Here is a 23618-nt window from a genome sequence, read left to right on the forward strand (position 1 = left end):
CCTTCGGACATCCCGTGTGATCAGAGCATCATCATGCACCCCGTGCAAGACGCGAATGCGTCAAATACACCTCAGGCCCGGGCGAAATCGAAGGCCAGCACATCGGCGATCCGGCCGGTGCGGTTCATCGCCATCAACAGGCGATCCACGCCGACCGCCACGCCCGCGCAATCGGGCAGTGCCGGCAGGGCCGTCAACAGGTGTTCATCGAGCGGCGGCAGTACATCGCCACGTGCCGTGCGGATCGCATGGTCGCGCTCGAAGCGCGCACGCTGTTCAGCCGCATCGTTCAGCTCGTGATAGCCGTTGGCCAGCTCCACGCTGCCCAGGTAGAGCTCGAAGCGCTCCGCCAGTGGCGGCGTGCCCGGCCGGATCCTCGCCAACGCCGCCTGGGTCGCTGGCCAGTCATGGACCACCGTCATCGTGTCGTCACGGAAGTGCGGCTGGATGCAGTGGGTCATCAGCAGATCGAGCCAGTCATCGCGGGTCAATCCCTCGGCGTCGATGCGCACGGCGGACATGGGCGCCTGCAGCTGTTCCAGCGTCGCCTCGAACGGGTCCATCCCGACATGCTGCTGGTAGAGCGCGCGGTAATCGATCACCTGCACCGTGGCCTCACGCTGGACCAGCCGGAGTGCGTCGCGTACCAGGGTGGCGGTCTCGTCGATCAGACGGTGATGGTTCCAGCCCACCCGATACCACTCCAGCATGGTGAACTCGGGATTGTGGCGGCCACCGGCCTCGCCATTGCGGAACACGCGGCCCAGTTCGTAGCAGTCGCCCACCCCGGCGGCGAGCAGGCGCTTGAGCGGGAACTCCGGCGAAGTGCGCAGCCAGCGCTGCGGCGTGCCTGCATCGACATGCCCGCTGAAACGGGTATGGAAGCTGTCGATGTTCGGCTCGGTGTTGCCAGCGGCGGACAGGATCGGCGTTTCCACCTCCAGTACGTCACGCGCGGCGAAGAAGCTGCGGATCAGCGCGTTGAGCGCGGCACGCTGGCGCAGCGCTGCGATCATGCGCGCGCGTCCTTCAGGCGCTGCGCCAGCGGCAGGGTCAGCAGGTCGCGGGTGTCGTCGACATAGCCGGTCGCCAGGTACAGCCGGCGCGCGAGTTCGTTGTGGTGGTTCACTTCCAGCCGCATGCGCTCCACCCCGCGTGCGTTCGCACGCTGTTCCAGGATGGCCAGCGCCTGCTTGCCGCGGCCGCGGCCGCGTGCGGCATGGCCCAGGTACAGCTCGTCCAGCAGCGCGAAGTGACCGCCCTGCTCCAGGCTGAAGCCCATCGCCAGCGCGCCGTAGCCGACCACGCTGCCCGCCTCGTCCAGCCACAACAGCACTTCGCCGTTGCGCGGATCTTCCAGCAGCGACGCCAGGGCCCTGCGCACGCGGGTGTCGTCGAAATCGAGTTTGTCTTCGGCGTAGAAATCGCGCATCAGCCCGATCAGCAGCTCGGTGTCGGCCACGGTGGCCAGGCGGAAATCGAGGGGGACGGTATGCATGCGGTTTCTCTTTGAAGGACGGAGCGCGGGGCACGGCGGCCCCGCGACAGATTCAGTGCTGCGCGAGGAAGGCCACCAGCTGGTCTTCGTCCCAGACCGGCACGCCCAGTTCCTGCGCCTTGGTCAGTTTGGAGCCCGCCTCGGCACCGGCCACCACGAAGGAGGTCTTCTTCGACACACTGCCGGCCACCTTGGCGCCCAGCGCTTCCAGCCGTGCCTTGGCCTCATCGCGATTCATCTGCGCCAGCGTGCCGGTCAGCACGGCGGTCTGACCCTCCAGCGGGCCCGCGGCCTGCTCGGCCTGTTCCGGCGCCAGGGCCAGCAGCTTCCGGCGGTAGTCCTCGGCCTTGAGCAGCATCGGGCCATGACCGTCGCTGTCCAACCAGTCGGCCAGGCCGAGTGCCACCTCGTTGGGCAATCCGGCCGCCACGAAACGCACCGGCTCGGCATCCAGCACCGAGGCAGCGTCCGGCAGCATGGCGACCAGCTTCTCGGCGCGCAGGCGGGTTATGCCCGGAATCTCCGCTTCAACCAGCAACTGCGCGAAATCCAGCCCCTCGCGCAGCTTGGCGATCGGCGGATGCACATCGCTGATGCGGACCTGACCGACCTGCAGCAGCGCATCGATCGCCTCCTGGTTGCCGGCCTGCTCGAAGAAGTGGCCGAGCGAGCGCGCGACCTCACCGCCGATGTCCGGCACGCGCTTGAACAGCGGCCACGGCAGATGGCGGATCAGCTCGAGATCACCGAACCAGGTCGCCAGGGCCTTGGCGGTGCTCTCGCCGACGTGCTCGATGCCCAGTGCGAACAGCAGGCGCTCCAGCGTGGTGGTGCGGCTGGCATCGATCGCGGCGATCAGGTTGTCGGCCCACTTGGTCGCGATCTTCTTCGTGTTCCACGTGAACGTGGCCGGCATCGCCAGCGCCTGCGCGCGCCACGCCTCGTCGCTGCCGTCCAGCTTGAGCAGGCTGCGGAGGTACTCGCCACTGCCTTCCGGCGGCAGGTGCAGGCCGACCTGGCTGGCCAGCGCCTCGGGCGACTCGGCATCCAGCACCAGCTTGAGCTGCAGCAGCTGGTCGCGCTGCAGACGATACAGATCGGCCACACCGCGCACGATGCCGGCGTCGACCAGCGTCTCGATGTACTTGCCGCCCAGGCCATCGATATCCATCGCGCGGCGCGAGGCAAAGTGCGCGATGGCTTCCTTGCGCTGCGCCGGGCAGCTCAGCTCACCCGAGCAGCGCCAGGCCGCCTCGCCCTCTTCGCGGACGATCTCCGAACCGCACACCGGGCACTGCGACGGCATCTGCCACGGCCGGGTCCCGGCAGGGCGGCGGTCGGCGATCACGCTGACCACTTCGGGGATCACATCGCCGGCGCGACGCACGATCACCGTGTCACCCACACGGACATCCAGGCGCGCGATCTGGTCGGCATTGTGCAGCGTCGCGTTGGAGACGATCACGCCCGCCACCGCGACCGGCGCCAGGCGCGCGACCGGCGTCGCCGCGCCGGTGCGGCCGATCTGGATTTCAATCGCCTCCACCGTGGTGGTCTGTTCCTGCGCCGGAAACTTGTGCGCGATCGCCCAGCGCGGCGCACGGGCGACGAAGCCCATCTGTTCCTGGCCGGCGCGATCATCGAGCTTGTAGACCACGCCGTCGATATCGAACGCCAAGCCATCGCGGCGCTCACCGATGTCACGGTAATAGGCAAGCAGTCCGTCCGCGCCTTCCACCACCTGGCACAGATCGCTGACCGGGAAGCCCCACTCGCGCAGCTGGGCCAGCGTGGCCGAATGCGTGGCCGGCAGCTCACCGCCGTCGACCTGGCCGATGCCATAGGCGTAGAAGCTGAGCTTGCGCTTGGCGCTGATCTTCGGATCAAGCTGGCGCAGCGACCCGGCAGCGGCGTTGCGTGGATTGGCCAGCACCTTGCCGTCATGCAGGCGTGCATCGGCGTTGTAGGCCTCGAAATCGGCACGGGCCATGTAGACCTCGCCACGCACTTCCAGCACGTCGGGCCAACCGGCGCCTTTCAAGGTCTGCGGGATCACGGCGATCTGGCGCAGGTTCGCACTGACGTCTTCGCCGGTGGCGCCATCGCCCCGCGTCGCGCCCTGCACGAACCGGCCGTTCTCGTAGCGCAGACTGATCGCCAGGCCGTCGAGCTTGGGTTCGGCGGAGAAATACAGCGTGCTGCGGCGCAGGCGCTCGCCGATGCGGCGCACGAAATCCTGCACTTCCTCATCGCTGAAGGCGTTGCCCAGCGACAGCATCGGCACCGCGTGGCGGACCTCGGCGAAGCGCGAGGAGGCCTTGCCACCGACCTGCCGGGTCGGAGAATCGGCGCGGGCCAGTTCCGGGTGCGCCTGCTCGATCGCTTCCAGCTCACGCACCAGCAGGTCGTACTCGACGTCGGGGATCAGCTGCTCGTCGCGCTCGTGGTATGCCTTGCCGGCATCCTCGATCTGGCGGCGCAGGACGTCGGCACGTGCGGCGGGACTGGGGGTCATGCGGAAGGCAATCCTGGTGGGGCATTCAATTTTACCCCTCCCCCCGCGCCTGCGTGCGGTGAAGAGCGCTTGCCGCCGATCCGCAGGGGCGCTAGCGTGCGCCGAACCCCTCGTTTCCGGTGTCCCGTGACCCCTGCCCTCGCCGCGTCCCGTCGCTCTTTCCTGCAGCTGGCCGGTACCGGCCTGGCGTTGTCCGGCCTCGGCATGGTGCCCACGTCGGCCGCACCTGCGCGCGCCCTTCCGCACGCCGGAGGACCGGTGCTGCTCAACTTCAACGAATGCCCGTACGGGCCATCGCCTGCCGCGCAGGCAGCGGCACGCGACATCGTCACCAGCAGCGGGCGCTATCTGTTCGGTCTGGCCGGCGAACTGCGCGACCTGTTCGCCCAGCAGGAAGGCCTTGGCAAGGAGCACGTGCGGCTGTATCCGGGCTCGAGCGAGCCGCTGAACCGGGCGGCGGTGCTGTGGACCTCGCCCGCTGCGGGGCTGGTCGTTGCCGATCCCACCTTCGAGGCATTGGGCGATCTCGCCGCCGCGCGGGGCGCGACCGTGGCCAAGGTTCCGTTGCGCGCCGATGGTGCACACGACCTGCGTGCGATGGCGGCGGCAGCCGCGAAGGTCGATGCCGGCCTGCTGTACCTGTGCAACCCCAACAATCCCACCGGCTCGATCACCCCGGCGGCCGACATCGCCTGGCTGCTCGCCCACAAGCCGGCGAAGACCCGGGTGCTGGTGGATGAGGCCTACCTGCAGTACAGCGAGCAGCGCTCGGTGATCGACCAGGTGATGCAGCGCGACGATGTGATCGTGCTGCGCACCTTCTCCAAGCTCTACGGCATGGCCGGCCTGCGCCTGGGCGTGGCCGCGGCGCATCCGGACCGCTTGAAGGAACTGGCCAGCCTGGGCGACAACCCGCTGCCGGTGACCGCGATGGCGGCAGGGCTGGCGAGCCTGCGCGATCCCGGGCTGATCGCACAGCGCAAGGCGGACAATGCACTGGTGCGGCAGAACACCGTCGGCTGGCTGGGCCAGCGCGGCTTTGCGTGCGTGCCTTCGGAGGCGAACTGTTTCGTGGTCGACGTGCAGCGCGACGGCGCCGCGTTCTCCGGCGCCATGGCCGCGCGCGGCGTGGTGATCGGGCGCAGCTGGCCGATCTGGCCGCAGCGGGTGCGGGTGACGGTGGGAACCGAGGCCGAGATGGCGCGGTTCCGTGAGGCGTTCGAAGCGGTGGTCAGCGAGAACGGCTAGGGCCGACCGTTGCGTGTCGGCCGGTGTGCGTATCGACCAACGGTCGATACCTACCGGTGCTGGTCCACGTCCCCGCCAAACCGCGCTGGGTTCACCAACGCGGGGCTTTGGTCAGCGGCGGGGCCTGGTGCTGGCGGTCGTAGGCGCGCAGTTCGTCGCGGATGTGCGCGATGCGCTGGCGGCCCAGGGCGTTGCGGCTGTCATCGAGCACCACGCCATCGAGCAGCTCGCCCATGCGCTGCACGGTCGGCAGCATCTTTTCCCAGGCATCCAGCGCGGTCAGCGGCGCCGGCAGGGTCAGGAAGAAGGCGATCGCCGGCGTTTCCATCTCGCGGATGTTGGCCATGTCGAAACTGCCCGGCTTCATGATGCTGGCCATCGAGAAGATCGGGCCGCGCTCGGGGTGGCCTTCGACCAGGCGGTGGAAGACATTCATGTGGCCGAACACCAGGCCGGTCTTTTCGGCCGCGACCACGATGTCTTCGCCCCGCAGCTGCTCGCCCGCGCGGGCGGCAACGAACAGCGAGACGATCTTGTCGAAATCTTGGGTGGTGCGCTTGCCCAGGTCGCTGGCCGGACCGGCATCCACCTCGGGCAGGCCGAGTTCGGGCTGGGTCACGCCGTCTTCGCCCACCACGGGCGCAGCGCCGTCGGCCGGGCTCTCGCCGTCAGCCAGCACGGGCTCGCGGCGTTGGCCGTTGGCGCCTTCGGCGCCCTCGACGCGGCGGCCCTGCACTTTCTTTTTCGGACGGCCAAACAGGAAGATCGCAGCGATCAACAGCAGGCCGGCGGCCAGGATGCCGATGCGGAGCAGTGCCATGTCGGACATTCGGGAGGTTCTCCGGCTAAATCATTCAGGTACTTAAGGATGGCACGTCACGCCGCGCCCGCCAATCGTGCGGCTTCCTCCAGGTCGACACTGACCAGTCGGCTGACGCCCGGTTCGCGCATGGTCACGCCGGACAGCTGGTGCGCAGCTTCCATCGTGGCCTTGTTGTGGCTCACAAACAGGAACTGAACCTTCTCGCTCATTTCCTTGACCATGTTGGCCAGGCGACCGACGTTGGCTTCGTCCAACGGCGCGTCCACCTCGTCCAGCAGGCAGAACGGGGCCGGGTTGAGCTGGAAGATCGCAAACACCAGCGCCACCGCGGTCATCGCCTTCTCGCCACCGGACAGCAGCGAGATGCTCGAAACCCGCTTGCCCGGCGGCCGCGCCATGATCGCAACACCGGTGTCGAGCAGGTCTTCACCTGTCAGTTCCAGGTACGCGTGGCCACCCCCGAACAGGCGCGGATACAGCTGCTGCACGCCGGCGTTGACGCGATCGAACGTGTCCTTGAAGCGGCCGCGGGTCTCGCGGTCGATCTTGCGGATCGCGTCTTCCAGCGTTTCCAGCGCGGTGGTGAGGTCGGTATTCTGCGCGTCCAGATACTCCGAACGCTGCGAGGCCTCACCGTACTCCTGGATGGCGGCCAGGTTGACCGGCTCCAGGCGGCGCATGCGGCCATCGATCTGGTGCACGGCCTGCTCCCAGTCGGTGACGCGCGCATCCTCGGGGAGGCCATTGATCACGTCCTGCAGCACGAAGCCGGCTTTCTCCACCGAGGCCGACAGCTGGTCGGCACTGAGCACCAGCGCCTGCTGGTCGAGCTTGCGCTGGGAAATCCGCTCGCGCTGCGCCAGCGCCTGTTCATCGCGCTGGTGGCGGGTCTGTTCGAACGTACGCAGTTCGGCATCGATGCCGTCCAGCAGGGTGCGGGCCTCACCCAGCACGCGGTCGGCGCGCACGCGCTCGCCCAGTGCGTTCTGGTGTTCGGCTTCCAGCGTCTTGACCGGGGAATCGCCTTCGTCGAGCTGCGAATGCAGTTCGCCCAGGCGGGTATCCAGCTGCCCGCGCTGCGTGCTCATGCGCTCCAGCGCCTGGCTGAGCGAGGCCATCTGCGCGCGTTGCGATTCCAGGGTCAAGGCCAGCGAATGCGCCGCTTCGCGCACGTTGCGCGCCTGGTCGCGGGCCTGGTCGCGGGCATCGGTGAGCTGCCGCCGCTCGCCTTCCAGCGCGGCCCGGACCGATTCCAGATCGCCCATGCTGGTGACCGCGTCGTCCAGGCGCGACCGTGCTTCGCGCACCTGCTCACGACCGGCATCCAGTGTTTCCAGCAGCTGCACCAGTTCGCCTTCGATGCGATCGATGCGGGTGCGCGCGGCTTCCACCTTGCCCTGCTGGCTCTGCAGCTGCCCACCCAGTTCGGAGACGCTGCGGTGGGCCAGATACAACTGGCGCTGCGCGTCTTCGCGCTGCTGCTCGCCGGCCAGCAACTGGTCGCGGAAGCCGGCCAACTGCTGCTCCAGCGCGGCTTCGCGGTCCTGCAGGGTTTCAATCTGCTCGCGCAGGGTGACGATCTCGCGCTCACGCAGCAGCGCGCCCTGCTTGGCCGCGCCGGAGCGCGACACCCGCACCCAGCCCTCGCCCAGGCGCTCACCGCCACGGGTGATGACCGAATCGCCCTCGCCCAGCGTTGCCTGCAGCGCACGCGCCGCCTCGAGATCCTCGGCGGCATGCAGGCGCGCGAGCAGACGACGGATCGCGGTCGGGCCCTGCACTTTCGCGGCCAGCGAGGTCGGCGCGACGGTCAGCGCGTCCTGCTCGGCCGAGACCAGCGCGATACGGCCTTCGCCGAGTTCGCCCAGCGCGTCCACCAGCGCTTCGGGGGCATCGACCAGCACGCCTTCGATCAGCTGACCGAGCGCACTTTCCACGGCGTTTTCCCAGCCACTTTCCACGGTCAGGCGCTCGCCGACGCGCGCGCCCGAATCCAGCCCGCGTGCCTTCAGCCACGCCACGGCAGCGCCCTGCTCCTGGCCGAGTGCGGCCTGCTGCAGGGTTTCCAGCGACGACAGCCGGCCGCGTGCGGCCTGGGCCTGCTTGCGGATCTCGGCCAGCTCGGTCTGCCCGGTGCGCTGGCGATCCTGCAGCCCGGCCACGGCGATCTTGCGTTCTTCGACCTGCTCGTTGAGCACATCCAGCGAGGCTTTCTGGGTCTCGTGCTGGATATGCAGCTCCTCGAACACCTCGGCGAGCGCGTCCAGGTCCAGCCCGGCGCGTTCGGCCTGCAGCGATTCGCGGCGACGGTCCGCCTCGAGCACCTGGCGGTCCAGATAGTCCACGCGGGTGCGTTCCACCTCGCCGGCACGCGAGGCCTCGGAGGTGCTGCGGGTATGGCTTTCCCACCGCTGCTGCCAATCGGCCAGACGGGCCTCGGCATCGCGCAGGGCTTCCTGCTTGATTTCGTTTTCTTCCTGCAGCTGCTCCAGGCGCGGCTCGGCATCGTCCACCGCCTCGCGCAGCACCATCAGCTTGGCCTCATCGCCGCTGATGTGCTGACCCAGATCGGCCAGCGCCTGCTGTGCTTCATCGCGCGCCTTATTGAGTCGCTGCGACATTTCGCGCTGGTGCTGAATCTGCTGCTCAAGGCGCGCCAGCGTGCTGCCGACCTGGTAGACCTCGGCCTGCGCGGTGTTGAGCGCATCGGACGCTTCTTCGCGGCGCAGCCGGCTGGTTTCGATCCGGGCCTCGGCATCGCGCTGCTCGGCGATCAGCTGCTGCAGGCGGGTTTCTTCGCGCGACAGCGCTTCGCGCAGTCCGCCCAGGCGACCGTCCAGGCCTCGGTATTCCAGTGCCTTCCACTCGGCATCCTTGACCTTGCGCTCTTCCTGCAACGCCTGGTACTGCTCGGCCTGGCGGGCCTGCCGCTTGAGGTGCTCGAGCTGCTTGCCGATTTCCTCGCGCAGGTCGCCGAGACGATCCAGGTTCTCGCGCGTGTGGCGGATGCGGGTTTCGGTTTCCTTGCGGCGTTCCTTGTACTTGGAGATGCCGGCGGCTTCTTCGAGGTACACGCGCAGGTCTTCGGGGCGGGCCTCGATGATCTTGCTGATCATGCCCTGCTCGATGATCGAGTAGCTGCGCGGCCCCAGGCCGGTACCCAGGAACAGATCGGTGATGTCGCGCCGGCGGCACTTGGTGCCGTTGAGGTAGTAGTTGCTGCTGCCGTCGCGGCTGACGGTACGCTTGACCGAAATCTCGTTGAACGAGGCGTATTCGCCGGTGATGGTGTGGTCGGTGTTGTCGAAGATCAGTTCGACGACGGCCTGTGAGACGGGCTTACGGGCGGAGGAGCCGGAGAAGATCACGTCGGTGAGCGAGTCGCCGCGCAGGCGGCTGGCGGAGCTTTCGCCCATGACCCAGCGCACGGCGTCGATGATGTTCGATTTGCCACAGCCATTGGGGCCCACCACGCCGGTCATGTTGGTCGGCAGGTGCAGCGTGGTCGGATCGACGAAGGATTTGAATCCGGACAGCTTGATCGTGGACAGACGCATGGCGTGATGGTTTTCCGGGCGAAGGCCTGAAGCGACCCCCACCATGGTGGATTACGGAGCGGATTTACCCTTCAAGCCATTGATGTTGCAGGGTTTCAATGGCCCCGGGGGCGACGCGATAGCCTGAGTATAACGGGGCGGGTGTTCAGCGGGCTGCGGGGGGTGGAGCCAAAGCCAAAGCCCGCATTTCACGGTGGCGCGAGGCGGGACGGCGTGGGTGGGGTCGCGGGACCCGCCGTGAACCCGTCCATGGGGGCTCGTAATGCGCCATCCATGGCGCCTTACGGTCCCGCCACCCCACCCACGCCATCCCGTAGACAGAGGGCTGGTGTGCAGGCGAACAGCCAAAGCGGAACAGCCCGGACCGGACCCACGCTGGCCGAGCTGACCCGAGCTGACCCGCCACCGCCGACGCGCGGAACGGGGGTAGAGCCACGCCATGCGTGGCTGGGGCGGCACCTGGAACCTGGAGCATCCACGCATGGCGTGGATCTACCCAAGCCGGCCGCCTATCCAAAGGCGCAGACCCCGCGTGCCCTGGAACGCTGAGGCTGCCCTGCCCTTCCAACCGCCGCACCGGATACCACGCTGGAGGGTGCCGGGTAGCCCGGCCCGGGACCGTAAGGCGCCATGGATGGCGCATTACGAGCCCCCATGGGTGAGAACGCATTGCTTGCGAGGCACTGCCTCGCATGCGTTCGAACGCACAGCCGCCAGCGGCTGGGCCGGACCGCGGAGCGGGGTTCACGGCGGGTCCCGGGACGGGCTACCCGGCGCCCTCCCACCCGTACCCTGAAGGCGCCATGCCGTTGGCGTTGGCGCCACAGTCGCAAGCGGCCTTGCCGTTGCTGCTGCAGCCGCCCCAAAACAAAAACGGGCACCCTCGCGGGCGCCCGTTTCAGTGACTCCAGCCTTTCGGCGGGGATCAGGCCTTTTCGGCTTCCACAACCACCTTGACGGTGGTTTCGACGTCGGCGTGCAGGTGAACGGTCACCTCGTACTCGCCCACGTTGCGGAACGCGCCTTCGCCCAGGATCACTTCGCTCTTTTCCAGCGGCAGGCCGGCAGCGGTGAAGGCTTCGGCGATATCGCGCGGGCCGACCGAACCGTACAGCTTGCCTTCGGTCGAAGCGTTCGCAGCGATCGTGACGCTCTTGCCTTCCAGCTGCGCCTTGCGGGCTTCGGCGTCAGCGTGGATCGACTGGGCCTTGGCTTCGTAATCAGCGCGCTTGGCTTCGAACTCAGCCACGTTGGTCGCGGTGGCCGGAACGGCCTTGCCGGTCGGGACGAGGAAGTTGCGGCCGTAGCCCGGCTTCACGTCGACCAGATCGCCCAGACCGCCGAGGTTGGTGACCTTCTGAAGAAGAATCAGCTTCATGGTGTAGCTCCAAATATGTATTCGTTAGCGAGGCTCAGGCCCCGCAGCGGATGGCTGTCCGAATATCCGAACGGCAGACCTGGAAACCGCCCGACGCCATGCAGCGCGGGCGGCCAGATCCGCGAAAGCGGCGACCGCAAGGCCGCCTGCCTTCATCAGACGTCGTGGTTGTCGGTGTACGGAATCAGGGCCAGGAAACGGGCGCGCTTGACGGCCGTTGCCAGCTGGCGCTGGTACTTCGACTTGGTACCGGTCACGCGGCTCGGCACGATCTTGCCGTTCTCGGTGAGGTACTGGCGCAGGGTGTTGAGATCCTTGTAATCGATCTCCTTGACACCTTCGGCCGTGAACTTGCAGAACTTGCGACGACGGAAGAACTTGGACATGTCAGTGCTCCTTAAGCGGCCGAAGCGGCGTCTTCGCCGGCATCGGTGTCAGCGGCGGCGGGGGTGGTTTCACCTTCTTCGTCATCACGACGACGACGCTCGCCACGCTCGGGCTTGTCACCCTTCTCGTCCTTGCTCTTCATGATCAGCGACTGCTCGGTGTCAGCTTCGTCACGCTTGATGACGAGGTTGCGCAGCACGGCGTCGTTGAAGCGGAAGCTTTCCACCAGCTCGCTCAGCACGGCCTGGTCGCACTCAATGTTGAGCATGACGTAGTGGGCCTTCACCAGGTTCTGGATCGGGTAAGCCAGCTGACGACGGCCCCAATCTTCCAGACGGTGGATGGTGCCGCTGCCGTTCTCGACCAGCGCCTTGTAGCGCTCGATCATGGCCGGGACCTGTTCGCTCTGGTCCGGATGGACCAGGAACACGACTTCGTAATGACGACTCATGTGTTTTTACCTTTCGGATGTGGCCCTTTGAGGGCCGGACAGCCCCCCGCAGGTGAACGCGGTGGGGCAAGGGTCCTGCCCGGAATCAGGCAGGAAGCCGCACATTGTGGCAGCAGAAGGGGTTTCAGGCAAGCCGGGCGGGCGCAACAGGCCCGGCGCGCGGGCGATCAGGCCTTGTCGGCCTCGGTCGTGAAGCTCTCGCCGCAGCCGCATTCGGCGGTCGCGTTCGGGTTCCTGAACGTGAAGGTCTCGCTCAGTCCATGCTTGCCGAAGTCGATTTCAGTGCCGTCGACCAGGTCCAGGCTGGTGGCATCCACATAGATGCGGACCCCGTCCTGCTCGAAGACGGTGTCGCCCTCGCGCTCATCGCGGGCCAGATCGGTGATGTGGCCCCAGCCGGAACAGCCGGTGCGGGTCACGCCGAAACGCAGGCCCAGCGCGCCGGGGGTCTGTTCGACGAACTTCTGCACACGGGCAAAGGCAACAGGGGTAAGGCTTACGGCCATGACAGGCAACTCCAGCGGATCGTGATCATTATAGAGGGTATGGCGCGGCCCGGCTTCGACGGCCGTCGCTGCGGTTCACATGGCGCGCAGCCCCGGAGAGCGCGCGAAAAATGCCTCGCAAGCCGAACACCGCACCCGTTAAACTCCGTGTTCAGAGATCGAGTCGATCAACAGAGGATTCAAGTCATGACGGTGGTCAGCGTTGAACATGCGCTTGCCGGGAAGATCCCGGAAGGCGGCGAGGCAACAGTACGCGGATGGGTCCGCACGGTGCGCGGCTCTGCGGCGCTTGCCTTCGTCAATGTCACCGATGGCTCCTGCTTCGCCCCCATCCAGGTGGTGGCCAACGACACCCTGGCCAACTTCGACGACATCAAGAGCCTGACGCCGGGCTGCTCGGTGATCGCCCGCGGCACCCTGGTCAAGTCCCAGGGCAAGGGCCAGTCCTTCGAGATCCAGGCCAGCCACATCGAGATCGTCGGCCTGGTCGAAGATCCGCTGACCTACCCGATCCAGCCCAAGCCGATGAGCGCCGAGTTCCTGCGGGAAGTGGCCCACCTGCGCCCGCGCACCAATCTGTTCGGCGCGGTCACCCGTATCCGCAACTGCCTGTCCCAGGCCGTACACCGGTTCTTCCATGAGAACGGGTTCAACTGGATCAGCACCCCGATCATCACCACCTCCGATGCCGAAGGCGCCGGCCAGATGTTCCGGGTCTCGACCCTGGACATGGCCAACCTGCCGCGCAACGAAAAGGGCGAGGTCGATTTCAGCCGTGATTTCTTCGGCAAGGAAACCTTCCTGACCGTGTCCGGCCAGCTGAACGTCGAGGCGTACTGCCTGGCGCTGAGCAAGGTCTACACCTTCGGCCCGACCTTCCGTGCCGAGAACTCCAACACCACCCGCCACCTGGCGGAGTTCTGGATGATCGAGCCGGAAATCGCCTTCGCCGATCTGGCCGAAGACGCGCGCCTGGCCGAGCAGTTCCTGAAGTACCTGTTCCGCGCGGTGCTCGATGAGCGCGGCGATGACCTGGCCTTCCTGGCCGAGCGCGTGGACAAGAACGCGATCACCAAGCTGGAAGGCTTCATCAACGCCCCGTTCGAGCAGATCGACTACACCGAAGCGGTGAAGCTGCTGCAGAAGGCCGACAAGAAGTTCGACTTCCCGGTCGAATGGGGCCTGGACCTGCAGACCGAGCACGAGCGCTGGCTGACCGAAGAACACATCGGCCGCCCGGTGGTGGTGACCAACTACCCCGAGCACATCAAGGCCTTCTACATGCGCCTGAACGATGACGGCAAGACCGTCGCCGCGATGGACGTGCTGGCCCCGGGCATCGGCGAGATCATCGGCGGCAGCCAGCGCGAAGAGCGCCTGGACGTGCTCGATGCGCGCATGGCGCAGTTCGGCCTCGATCCGGAGCATTACGGCTGGTACCGCGATTTCCGCCGCTACGGTTCGGTGCCGCACGCCGGTTTCGGCCTGGGCTTCGAGCGCCTGGTGGTCTACGTCTGCGGGCTGAGCAACATCCGCGACGCGATCCCCTACCCGCGCGCACCGGGCAGCGCCGAATTCTGATCCCGACCACGGAGGCACCGAGCCCATGACCCTGTTCTTCGCGCTGTGTTTCGTCGGCGTGGCGATCGCCGGGTTCAGTGCCTTCGTGATCTTCTGGCCGCTGACCCTGGTCCACATCCGCGACCGTCATCCGGCGCTGGCGGATCGTTTCGGTACGGGCGCATTCCTGCGCCCGGATGCGCTGCGCTGGCTGCTCGGCCGTGACTATCGCCAGAGCAGCGACCGCTCGCTGACCGGCCTGGCCACGCCGGCCTGGCTCTCGCTGCTTACTCTTCTTGCCGGACTGGGCATGGCTGCCCTGCTCTGGCTGCTTTCGATGGTACTGACATGAACGACGACACTTCCCACCACGACGAGTGGTTCCTGGCCAGCCTCGGCAACACGCTGATCTGGGCCCGCCTGCGGGTCCGCCCGGCGGGCACCGCAGAGGTGCTGGACAGCGACGGCAACACGCTGAGCTACGACAGCGAAGACACCGCGCGCTCGCAGCTGTTCGACGCCGAGTTCGTCGCCTACGACGGCCTGGACGAAGAAGACGCCCTGGTGCGCGGCTTTTCGCTGCATGAAGTGCAGCCGCCGCAGGCCGACAGCGACGACGCACTCCACGGCCGCATGGTCCAGAGCCTGGGCGCGCGGGCGTAACCGACGATGTTCATCCCGTCCGCCTTCGTCGAGACCGACCTGATCTGGCTGGACCGGCTGCTGGCGCGTGATGCGTTCGTCACCCTGGTCACCACCGGGCCCGATGGTCTGCCGCAGGCCACCCGCCTGCCGGTGCTGTACAAGCGCGATGCCGACGGCATCCTGATCGAAGGCCACTGGGCCAGGCCCAATCCGCAGGCGGGACACGCCGGCCCGGCGTTGATGCTGGTGCAGGGCCCGCACGCGTACATATCGCCAGGCTGGTATCCGGACAAAGCCGCGCAGGCGCGCGTACCGACCTGGAACTACGCGGCTGCGGAACTGCGTGGGGTGCTGGAACCGACCACCGATCCGGACACGCTGATCGCCATGCTGGATGGCCTGAGCGCGCACTACGAGGCGCAGGTCGGCGGCGACTGGAACCTGCTGCCGATCGAGCCCCGCCAGCAGCGCATGCTCGGCGGCATCGACGGTTTCCGTTTCCGCCCGGCGCAGGTGCAGATCAAACTCAAGCTCAGCCAGAACCACCCCGAGGCCAACCAGTCCAGCGTGATCGACGCGCTGTCGGCACTGGAGGCCCCGGCATCCCGCGAGCTGGCGCAGTGGATGCGCTGGCGACGCGAGGGCGGCACGTCCGCCGACTGACCTTCCCCACTCCTGCGACGACGCGGCCATGATGGCCACGCCTTGCCCCCACCCGACGTCAGGGACCCCCGCACGATGAAAGACATCCACAAGCTGCTGCAGAACAACCGCGAATGGGCGGACCGGATCGAGAAAGAAGACCCGGAGTTCTTCCACCAGCTGGCCAAGCAGCAGCACCCGGAATACCTGTGGATCGGCTGCTCCGATTCGCGCGTGCCGGCCAACCAGATCATCGGCATGGCACCGGGTGAGGTGTTCGTGCACCGCAACGTGGCCAACGTGGTCGTGCACACCGACCTGAACTGCCTGAGCGTGATCCAGTACGCGGTGGACCAGCTGAAGGTGAAGCACATCCTGATCGTGGGCCACTACGGCTGCGGCGGTGTGCACGCCAGCTTGAACAACACGCGCGTCGGCCTGGCCGACAACTGGCTGCGCCACGTCGGCGATGTGGCGCAGAAGCATGCGGCGATCATGGACGCGATCGAGGAGCCGGAGCTGAAGCATGCCCGCCTGTGCGAGTTGAACGTCATCGAGCAGGTGGTCAACGCCTGCCGTTCGACGATCGTGCAGGACGCATGGGCACGCGGTCAGAAGCTGATGGTGCACGGCTGGGTATACAGCCTGAAAGACGGCCGGGTGCGCGAGATGGGCATCGACGTGGGCGCGCCGGAAGACCTGCAGCCGGCCTACGAGAAGGCTCTGTCCTACGTTCCGCGCCACGGTCGGCGCGACTGATCCTTCCTTTCTGCGGACAGCGACCATGCTTGCCTCCCCCATCAATCTGCTCGGCTGGATCGAGGAACACCGGCATCTGTTGAAGCCGCCGGTGGGCAACAAGATGATCGAGAACGGCGATTTCATCGTGATGGTGGTCGGCGGCCCGAACAGCCGGACGGACTTCCATTACGACGAGGGCCCGGAGTGGTTCTATCAGCTGGAAGGGGAGATGACGCTGAAGGTGCAGGAGGATGGCGCGGTACGCGACATCCCGATCCGCGCGGGCGAGATTTTCCTGTTGCCGGGTGGCGTGCCGCATTCGCCGCGCCGTCCGCCGGGCGGTGTGGGCCTGGTGGTGGAGCGCAAGCGGCTGGCGCATGAGCGCGATGGGTTGATGTGGTTCTGCGAGCGGTGCAATCACAAGTTGTACGAGGAATTTTTCGCGCTGGAGAACATCGAGACGGATCTGCCGAAGGTGTTCGATCGCTATCACTCCTCGCTGGAGCTGCGCACGTGCAACGCCTGCGGGCATGTGGATCCGTTGCCTGCGAAGGTGACTGTTGAGGGGTGATGGCTCTCCAGCTTGAGAGCATGGAGGCCAGAAGGCTTGAGCGCTTGAGACCTTTAAAAGCAGAGCAGTAGGTGAATTGCCTGGAAGTGGGCCGGCGGGGGTGGGTTTCCGGGACCCGCCGCAAGTACATCCATGTAGGCTCGTAGTGCGGCATCCATGCCGCACACGGTCCCGGAAACCCACCCCCACCGACCCATCCACACTGCGTCGGTGTGCACGTAAGGAGCAGAGTCAACTACAGGCTCCTGCTGCTCGTGCTTCTGCTGCTTCTGCTGCTTCTGCTGCTGCTTCTGCTGCTTCTGCTGCTGCTTCTGCTGCTTCTGCTGCTGCTTCTGCTGCTTCTGCTGCTTCTGCTGCTTCTGCTGCTTCTGCTGCTTCTGCTGCTTCAGCTGCTTCTGCGCCCCAGTCACAGTGCAACCACAGAGGCAAATCAAACTGCGCTGGTCCCAACGCCGCCAACCTCGGCGCAGGCATTAATGATCGCGTCTGCGTCTGGGGTGTGGGTCCGCTCCGAAAGTTGAAGCGAACACCGGCCATATGGGTGAGCAAGCGACGCTGTTGTGTTCGATCACGGCCGGCAATATCAGGCTGCGGCGAGTGAATGCATCGTCCACCGCTGTTGGCTCGCCTACCCTCAGCCCTCCAGCTGCACCAAAGAACAGTCCAAGGCGCAGAGTCCCGCCTTTCCCATGCGCCCCAGCCAACTGTCAGCGGGCCGGTGTGGGTGGGTCTGCAGGACCGTGTGCGGCATGGATGCCGCACTACGAGCCTTATCTGTTCGGAATCTGGCAGCTTAGGTGCCGAGAGCCGGCGTGGGCCGCCGTACGAGCCTGGATCTGAGCGATCGCCATGTAGCTTGGCGCCCACGCCGGAATCTCCCTTGATCCGCCCGAACAGTTGCTGGAGCTGGCACTCGAAGCGATAAGACTGGGCAAGCGGGGGAGCTCTCGACCCTTCCAGACTATACGGAGTCGGGCGATGAACGGGATCGGGATTGATGTAAGCAAGCGCCAGCTGGATGTCGGCACGACGGACAGAGAGACCCTGCAGGTCAGCAATAGCCCCTCTGGCTTTGTTGAATTGGACGCCTGGCTGAAGAAACGCCCAGCGATCCAGATCGTGCTGGAGGCCACCGGCGGATATGAGCAGCCCGTGCTGGATTTCCTGCACAAGGCAGGCCATCGGGTGGTGCGCGCCAATGCCTTTCGGGCGCGAAAACTAGCTCAGGGGTTGGGCCAGGTGGCCAAGACCGATCGTTTGGATGCCTATGCATTGGCACAGATGGCCGCGCTGGTGACATTGCCGGCCTACCAACCACTAGAGCCTTGGCAGCAGAAACTGCGGGAATTCGTGCGGGCACGTCGACAGATGATGCAGGCCCTGACCGTAGCGCGGCAGCAGCAGGAAATGGTGCGTGATCGTGAATTGCGACGGCTTTTGCAGACCAACATCACCCGCTTGCAGACACTGGTCGAACGCCTGGGAAAGCAGATTGCCGAGCAAGTCGCCCAACAGCCCCAGCTCACGATTCTGAAGTCGATGAAGGGCGTGGGACCGGGGCTACAGGCGGTGCTGGCCAGCTATCTGCCTGAGCTGGGCCAGATCAGTGGCAAGGCCATCGCCAGCCTGGTTGGCGTGGCACCGATGTCCCACGACAGCGGGACGATACGCGGAAAACGAAGCATCCACGGCGGTCGAGCCGAGATCCGTCAGGTGCTTTACATGGCCAGCATGTCGGCGCTGCAGCACGAACCTCGATTACGAGACTTTTACCGGTCGCTGCGGGCTCGCGGCAAGGAGGGCAAAGTGGCGATTGTGGCGGTAATGCGGAAGATGCTGGTGATCCTCAACGCACGCGTGCGCGACGCTCAAAGCGGTCTAATCCCCGCCTGAAGCACGCCCGGGCACATCTCCAAAGGCTGCCGGCCAGCGGCCGGCACTACCGCGCCCGTCTGCTGGAGGGGCCGAAGTCCCTCCAACAACACAGTTGCTACATGGACGTACTTGCGGCGGGTCCAGCGGACCCACCCACACCGACCCGTACACTGGAACGACACTCCGTACGCTTTGGCTTTGGCTTTGGCTTTGGCGTTGGCGTTGGCGTTGGCGTTGGCTTTGGCTTTGGCTTTGGCGTTGGCGTTGGCGTTGGCGTTGGCTTTGGCTCCGCCTTCCGCCTTGAGCACCAGCTGCCAGCCACCAGCCCACGCCAAATCAGCACCGCAAGCCAGATTCAGCCCACACCCCCACCACCCGGATAAACTGTCGGTTCACTGACACCGCCGGTTGCACCATGTCCGAGATCCTCAGCCGCACCCATGCCGTTGCCCTGGACGCCGCCGATCCGCTGCGCGCCCTGCGCAACGAATTCGTCTTCCCGCAGCACAACCACCGCGACCAGACCTACTTCGTCGGCAACTCGCTGGGCCTGCAGCCGCGCGGCGCCCGGGGTGCCGTCCAGGAAGTCATGGACAAATGGGCCGCACTGGCGGTTGAAGGCCACTTCACCGGCGACACCCAGTGGCTGCACTACCACCGCCTGGTCAGCGAACAGCTCGCCCGCGTCGTCGGCGCCCTGCCCAGCGAAGTCGTGGCGATGAACACCCTCAGCGTCAACCTGCACCTGATGATGGTCAGCTTCTACCGGCCTACGTCCGAACGCCCCGCCATCCTCATGGAAGCCGGTGCCTTCCCGACCGATCGGCACGCGGTGGAATCGCAGATCCGCTTCCACGGCTTCCATCCGGATACCGACCTGATCGAAGTGCAGCCCGACGAGCCCAACGGCACCATCTCGCTGCAGGCCATCGAACGCGCCATCACCGAACACGGCCCGCGCCTGGCGCTGGTGCTGTGGCCCGGCGTGCAGTACCGCAGCGGCCAGGTCTTCGATCTGGAGGCCATCACCCGCATGGCCCGCCTGCAGGGTGCACGGATCGGTTTCGATCTTGCGCACTCCGTCGGCAACGTGCCGCTCGCGCTGCACGACATCGCGCCGGATTTCGCCGTGTGGTGCCATTACAAATACCTCAACGCCGGCCCGGGCGCCGTCGCCGGCTGCTTCGTGCACGAACGCCATCATCGCGATGCCACGCTGCCGCGTTTCGCCGGCTGGTGGGGCCATGAGGAAGCCACCCGCTTCAAGATGGCACCGCAGTTCGTGCCCGCCGTCGGTGCCGAAGGCTGGCAGCTCAGCAATCCGCCGGTGCTGGGCCTGGCGCCGCTGCGCGCCGCGCTGGACATCGTCGACAAAGCCGGCGGCATCGAGGCGCTGCGCACCAAGTCACTGCGGCTGACCGGCATGCTCGATGCCCTCGTGCGTGCCCGCCTGTCCGGCGTGCTCGAGGTGCTGACCCCGCCCGAACCCGAGCGCCGTGGCTGCCAGCTCTCGCTGCGCGTGGCCGGTGGCCGTGAGCGCGGCCGCAGCCTGTTCGAATACCTGCAGACCGTGGGCGTGCTCGGTGACTGGCGCGAGCCCGACGTGATCCGCATCTCGCCGACACCGCTGTACAACCGCTACCTCGACCTGCACCACTTCGTCGAGGAAGTGGAAGCCTGGGCCGGTCTCTGACCCGACCGCCCTCCCCGCCCCCACGGATATCGCCTTGATCGCTACCCCCTCCCGCTCGCTGAGCATCATCGGCGCAGGTCTGGCCGGTTCACTGCTGGCCATCCTGCTGTCCCGCCAGGGCTGGCAGATCACCTTGTATGAGCGCCGCGGCGACCCGCGCGTGAGCGATTACGAGTCCGGCCGTTCGATCAATCTGGCCCTGGCCGAGCGTGGCCGCCATGCGCTGCGCCAGGCCGGTGTCGAAGACGCGGTCATGGCCAAGGCCGTGATGATGCGCGGGCGCATGATCCACCCGCGCGAGGGCGAACCGCAGCTGCAGCGCTACGGGCGCGATGACAGCGAAGTGATCTGGTCGATCCACCGCAAGGACCTCAACACCACCCTGCTGCAGCTGGCCGAGGATGCAGGCGCGACCGTGCATTTCCACCGCCGCCTGCACACCGTGGATTTCGATGCCGGCTACGCGCGTTTCATTGATGACCGCGACGACCAGCCGCACGACATCCGCTTCGATACCCTGATCGGTGCCGACGGTGCCGGCTCGGCACTGCGCGCGTCGATGAACCGCAAGCAGCCGCTGAATGAGCGCATCGACTTCCTGGATCACTCCTACAAGGAGCTGGAGATCCCGCCAACCGATGCCGGTGGTTTCCGGATCGAGGCCAATGCACTGCACATCTGGCCGCGCGGGCACTACATGTGCATCGCGCTGCCGAACGACGAAGGCACGTTCACGGTCACGCTGTTCCTGCCCAACGAAGGCGACCCGAGTTTTGCCACCACCAACAGCGGCGCCGAGGCCGAAGCGCTGTTCGCGCGTGACTTCCCCGATGCGCTGGCGCTGATCCCGAACCTGCGCCGCGATTGGGAGCAGCACCCGCCGGGCCTGCTCGGCACGCTGCACCTCACGCATTGGCACATGAACGGCCGCGCGGTCCTGATCGGCGATGCGGCGCACGCGATGGTGCCGTTCCACGGCCAAGGCATGAACTGCGCCTTCGAAGACTGCATTGCACTCGCGGCCCACCTGTTGGAACAGGACTCGCTGGGCGAGGCGTTCGCCGCATTCGAGGCCGACCGCAAGCCGAATGCCGAAGCGATCCAGCAGATGGCGCTGGAGAACTACCTGGAGATGCGCGACCGCGTGGCCGATCCGCAATTCCTGCTGCAGCGCGAACTGGAACAGGCGCTGCAGGCGCGCTGGCCGACCCGCTTCGTGCCGCATTACACGATGGTCACCTTCCTGCGTACGCCGTATGCCGTTGCGCTGGCGCGCACCGAGCTGCAGCGACGCATGCTCGAAGACGCCACCGCCGGGCACGACAGCCTGGCGCATATCGACTGGGCCGCGCTCGAGCGCCTGGTCCATGACCAACTGCCCGTCCTGGAGGGTGCGCACTGATGGCCGACAGCTTCCTGTTCTACGACCTGGAGACCTTCGGCCAGGACCCGCGCCGCACGCGCATCGCACAGTTCGCCGGTATCCGCACCGATGCCGATCTGAACATCATCGATGAACCGGTCAGCTTCTACGTCAAACCGGCCGACGACCTGCTGCCCTCGCCGATCGCCACCCTGATCACCGGCATCACCCCGCAGCACGCACTCAGCGCCGGCGTCACCGAGGCCGAGGCGTTCTCGCGCATCAACGATCTGATGGCGCGGCCGGGCACCTGCTCGCTGGGCTACAACACCCTGCGCTTCGACGATGAGTTCGTCCGCCACGGGCTGTTCCGCAACTTCTACGATCCGTACGAGCGCGAGTGGCGCAACGGCAACTCGCGCTGGGACCTGTTGGACATGATGCGGCTGCTGCACGCGCTGCGCCCGGACGGCATTGTCTGGCCGCAGCGTGAGGACGGCGCGACCTCGTTCAAGCTCGAGCATCTGGCCACGGCCAACAACGTCCGCCAGGGCGACGCACATGAAGCGTTGTCCGACGTGTACGCGACGATCGGTCTGGCGAAGCTGTTCAAGCAGGCCCAGCCACGCCTGTGGGACTACGCGCTGAAACTGCGCGACAAGCGATTCGTCGGCAGCCTGCTGGATGTGGACGCGATGCAGCCGGTGCTGCACATCTCGATGCGCTACCCGGCCCAGCGCATGTGCGCCGCGCCGGTGCTGCCACTGGCGCGCCATCCCTTCATCAACAACCGCATCATCGCGCTCGACCTGGACGGCGATATCGAGCCGCTGCTTGAGCTGCCCCCGGAAACCATCGCTGCGCGCCTGTACACCCGTGCCGCCGACATGGCCGAAGGCGAGCAGCGCGTGCCCCTCAAGGAAGTGCACCTCAACAAGGTGCCGGCGCTGGTCGCCTGGAACCACCTGCGCCCGGCCGACCATGCCCGCCTGGGCATCGACCCGGCCGCGATCGAGGCCAAGGCCGCGCGTCTGCGCCAGATCGGCCCCGCGCTGGCCGAGAAGGTCCGCCAGGTGTACTCGGGCGAGCGCACGCTGGCCCCCAGCGATGTGGACGCCTCGCTGTACGACGGCTTCCTCGCCGACGGCGACAAATCCCTGATGTCGCGCATCCGCACCAGCCCGCCCGCGGAACTGGCCAGCTTCGCCGAGCGCCTGCGCGACCCGCGCATGCCCGAGCTGTTGTTCCGCTACCGCGCCCGCAACCACCTCGACACCCTGGACACCACCGAGCGCTCACGCTGGAACGACTATCGTCGCCAGCGCCTGCTCGGCGATGCGTCGCTGGGCGAACAGACCCTGCCGCAGTTCACCGCGCAGCTGGATGCACTGGCCGCGGAGCACGCCGACGATGCCGGCAAGCTCGCCCTGCTCCAGCAGCTGCGTGACTGGGGCACCCACCTGCAGAGCAGCCTATGAGCACGTATTTCAGCCCGGCCACCTTCACCTTCCTGCGTGGCCTGGCCCGCAACAACGACAAGACCTGGTTCAACGAGCACAAGCCGAAGTACGAAGAGCACGTCCGCCAGCCGTTCCTGCGCCTGATCACCGATCTGGAGCCGGACCTGGCCGCGGTCAGCGAGCACTTCCGTGCCGATCCGCGCACCGTGGGCGGTTCGCTGTTCCGCATCTACCGCGATGCGCGCTTCTCCAACGACAAGTCGCCCTACAAGAGCTGGCAGGGTGCACGCCTGTTCCATGAACGGCGCAAGCAGGTGCCGGCGCCGTCGTTCTACATTCACCTGCAGCCGGGCGAGAGCTTCGTCGGCGCCGGCCTGTGGCATCCCGAGCCAGCCACGCAGCGCAAGGTGCGGCATTTCATCGTCGACAACCCGGGCAGCTGGAAGGCCGCCGCGCATTCACCAGTGCTGCGGAAGAAGTTCGATTTCGAGGAAAGCGAAAAACTGGTGCGCGCCCCGCGTGGGTTCGAACCGGATTTCGAATTCATCGACGATCTCAAGCACCGCAACTGGGTGTTCTGGCGCTCGCTGGACGACGCCACGATGACCGGGCCGCGCCTGCGCCAGACCATCGCAGCCGATCTGGTCACGCTGGCCCCGTTCGTGGATTACCTGTGCGCGGCGCTGGACCTGGAATTCTGAGCTT

Annotated in this window: 22 protein-coding genes; 13 read left to right on the forward strand and 9 right to left on the reverse strand. The window is 66.5% G+C overall.

From position 1 onward, the window contains the following. Positions 1 to 71: 71 nt before the first annotated feature. The 3 genes from epmA to ligA are packed head-to-tail and all read right to left on the reverse strand — an operon-like array spanning position 72 to position 4013. A complete protein-coding gene (gene epmA, locus ABE424_RS05400) occupies positions 72 to 1016 on the reverse strand; it encodes an EF-P lysine aminoacylase EpmA (protein WP_346491952.1) in 945 nt (314 codons plus the stop codon). Beyond that, on the reverse strand, positions 1013 to 1498 hold the full coding sequence (locus ABE424_RS05405; protein ID WP_346477671.1) for a GNAT family N-acetyltransferase: 486 nt from the start codon (positions 1496 to 1498) through the stop codon (positions 1013 to 1015). Before ABE424_RS05405 ends, epmA begins: the two co-directional genes overlap by 4 nt. Before the next feature lie 52 nt (positions 1499 to 1550). Next, on the reverse strand, positions 1551 to 4013 hold the full coding sequence (ligA, locus tag ABE424_RS05410; protein ID WP_346491951.1) for an NAD-dependent DNA ligase LigA: 2463 nt from the start codon (positions 4011 to 4013) through the stop codon (positions 1551 to 1553). Positions 4014 to 4139: 126 nt separating this feature from the next. Here ligA and ABE424_RS05415 point away from each other — a divergent pair, with 126 nt between their 5' ends. After that, complete coding sequence (locus tag ABE424_RS05415) at positions 4140 to 5261, forward strand: pyridoxal phosphate-dependent aminotransferase (protein WP_346491950.1); 1122 nt, start codon at positions 4140 to 4142, stop codon at positions 5259 to 5261. 91 nt (positions 5262 to 5352) lie between these two features. Here the strand turns inward: ABE424_RS05415 and zipA are convergent, their stop codons facing one another. The 6 genes from zipA to ABE424_RS05445 form a co-directional block, all read right to left on the reverse strand. Beyond that, positions 5353 to 6090, reverse strand: a complete 738-nt coding sequence (zipA, locus tag ABE424_RS05420) for a cell division protein ZipA (RefSeq protein WP_346491949.1) — start codon at positions 6088 to 6090, stop codon at positions 5353 to 5355. Between the two features lie 47 nt (positions 6091 to 6137). After that, on the reverse strand, positions 6138 to 9641 hold the full coding sequence (gene smc / locus ABE424_RS05425; RefSeq protein ID WP_346477674.1) for a chromosome segregation protein SMC: 3504 nt from the start codon (positions 9639 to 9641) through the stop codon (positions 6138 to 6140). 925 nt (positions 9642 to 10566) lie between these two features. After that, the gene (gene rplI / locus ABE424_RS05430; RefSeq protein ID WP_019184347.1) at positions 10567 to 11019 is read right to left on the reverse strand and encodes a 50S ribosomal protein L9; all 453 of its coding nucleotides are present in this window, start codon (positions 11017 to 11019) and stop codon (positions 10567 to 10569) included. Positions 11020 to 11174: 155 nt separating this feature from the next. Next, positions 11175 to 11405: a 30S ribosomal protein S18 gene (gene rpsR, locus ABE424_RS05435; RefSeq protein WP_002804494.1), complete on the reverse strand. Its 231-nt coding sequence runs from the start codon at positions 11403 to 11405 to the stop codon at positions 11175 to 11177. Positions 11406 to 11416: 11 nt separating this feature from the next. Continuing rightward, positions 11417 to 11857, reverse strand: coding sequence for a 30S ribosomal protein S6 (gene rpsF, locus ABE424_RS05440; RefSeq protein WP_319213497.1), 441 nt, complete (start codon positions 11855 to 11857; stop codon positions 11417 to 11419). Between the two features lie 167 nt (positions 11858 to 12024). After that, positions 12025 to 12363: an iron-sulfur cluster assembly accessory protein gene (locus tag ABE424_RS05445; RefSeq protein ID WP_123729654.1), complete on the reverse strand. Its 339-nt coding sequence runs from the start codon at positions 12361 to 12363 to the stop codon at positions 12025 to 12027. Positions 12364 to 12549: 186 nt separating this feature from the next. Here ABE424_RS05445 and asnS point away from each other — a divergent pair, with 186 nt between their 5' ends. The 12 genes from asnS to ABE424_RS05505 all read left to right on the forward strand — a co-directional run bounded on the left by asnS (position 12550) and on the right by ABE424_RS05505 (position 23614). Continuing rightward, positions 12550 to 13944 (forward strand): asparagine--tRNA ligase, encoded by a 1395-nt coding sequence (gene asnS, locus ABE424_RS05450; protein WP_346491948.1) that lies wholly within the window; start codon positions 12550 to 12552, stop codon positions 13942 to 13944. A gap of 25 nt (positions 13945 to 13969) precedes the next feature. Continuing rightward, a complete protein-coding gene (locus ABE424_RS05455; RefSeq protein WP_176990894.1) occupies positions 13970 to 14275 on the forward strand; it encodes a hypothetical protein in 306 nt (101 codons plus the stop codon). Next, the gene (locus tag ABE424_RS05460) at positions 14272 to 14586 is read left to right on the forward strand and encodes a hypothetical protein (protein ID WP_121037851.1); all 315 of its coding nucleotides are present in this window, start codon (positions 14272 to 14274) and stop codon (positions 14584 to 14586) included. The genes ABE424_RS05455 and ABE424_RS05460 overlap by 4 nt, the downstream gene beginning before the upstream one ends. 6 nt (positions 14587 to 14592) lie before the next feature. Continuing rightward, on the forward strand, positions 14593 to 15231 hold the full coding sequence (locus tag ABE424_RS05465; protein WP_346491947.1) for an FMN-binding negative transcriptional regulator: 639 nt from the start codon (positions 14593 to 14595) through the stop codon (positions 15229 to 15231). A 75-nt stretch (positions 15232 to 15306) separates the two neighbouring features. Next, the gene (gene can / locus ABE424_RS05470) at positions 15307 to 15969 is read left to right on the forward strand and encodes a carbonate dehydratase (protein WP_346490389.1); all 663 of its coding nucleotides are present in this window, start codon (positions 15307 to 15309) and stop codon (positions 15967 to 15969) included. A gap of 25 nt (positions 15970 to 15994) precedes the next feature. Further along, positions 15995 to 16522 (forward strand): 3-hydroxyanthranilate 3,4-dioxygenase, encoded by a 528-nt coding sequence (locus tag ABE424_RS05475; protein WP_179458566.1) that lies wholly within the window; start codon positions 15995 to 15997, stop codon positions 16520 to 16522. 254 nt (positions 16523 to 16776) lie between these two features. After that, positions 16777 to 17043, forward strand: a complete 267-nt coding sequence (locus ABE424_RS05480; RefSeq protein WP_346491946.1) for a hypothetical protein — start codon at positions 16777 to 16779, stop codon at positions 17041 to 17043. Between the two features lie 457 nt (positions 17044 to 17500). Then, positions 17501 to 18415, forward strand: a complete 915-nt coding sequence (locus tag ABE424_RS05485) for an IS110 family transposase (protein ID WP_346501846.1) — start codon at positions 17501 to 17503, stop codon at positions 18413 to 18415. Positions 18416 to 18812: 397 nt separating this feature from the next. Continuing rightward, a complete protein-coding gene (kynU, locus tag ABE424_RS05490) occupies positions 18813 to 20090 on the forward strand; it encodes a kynureninase (RefSeq protein WP_346492683.1) in 1278 nt (425 codons plus the stop codon). Positions 20091 to 20124: 34 nt separating this feature from the next. Then, positions 20125 to 21492, forward strand: coding sequence for an NAD(P)/FAD-dependent oxidoreductase (locus ABE424_RS05495; RefSeq protein WP_346492682.1), 1368 nt, complete (start codon positions 20125 to 20127; stop codon positions 21490 to 21492). After that, entirely contained in the window at positions 21492 to 22931 is a 1440-nt protein-coding gene (gene sbcB, locus ABE424_RS05500; RefSeq protein ID WP_346492681.1) for an exodeoxyribonuclease I, read from the forward strand. Before ABE424_RS05495 ends, sbcB begins: the two co-directional genes overlap by 1 nt. Next, positions 22928 to 23614: a DUF2461 domain-containing protein gene (locus tag ABE424_RS05505; RefSeq protein WP_346492680.1), complete on the forward strand. Its 687-nt coding sequence runs from the start codon at positions 22928 to 22930 to the stop codon at positions 23612 to 23614. The genes sbcB and ABE424_RS05505 overlap by 4 nt, the downstream gene beginning before the upstream one ends. Positions 23615 to 23618 lie beyond the last annotated feature (4 nt).

It is taken from the genome of Stenotrophomonas sp. TWI1149, from assembly GCF_039673155.1.
Classification (GTDB): Bacteria; Pseudomonadota; Gammaproteobacteria; order Xanthomonadales; family Xanthomonadaceae; genus Stenotrophomonas; species Stenotrophomonas maltophilia_AA.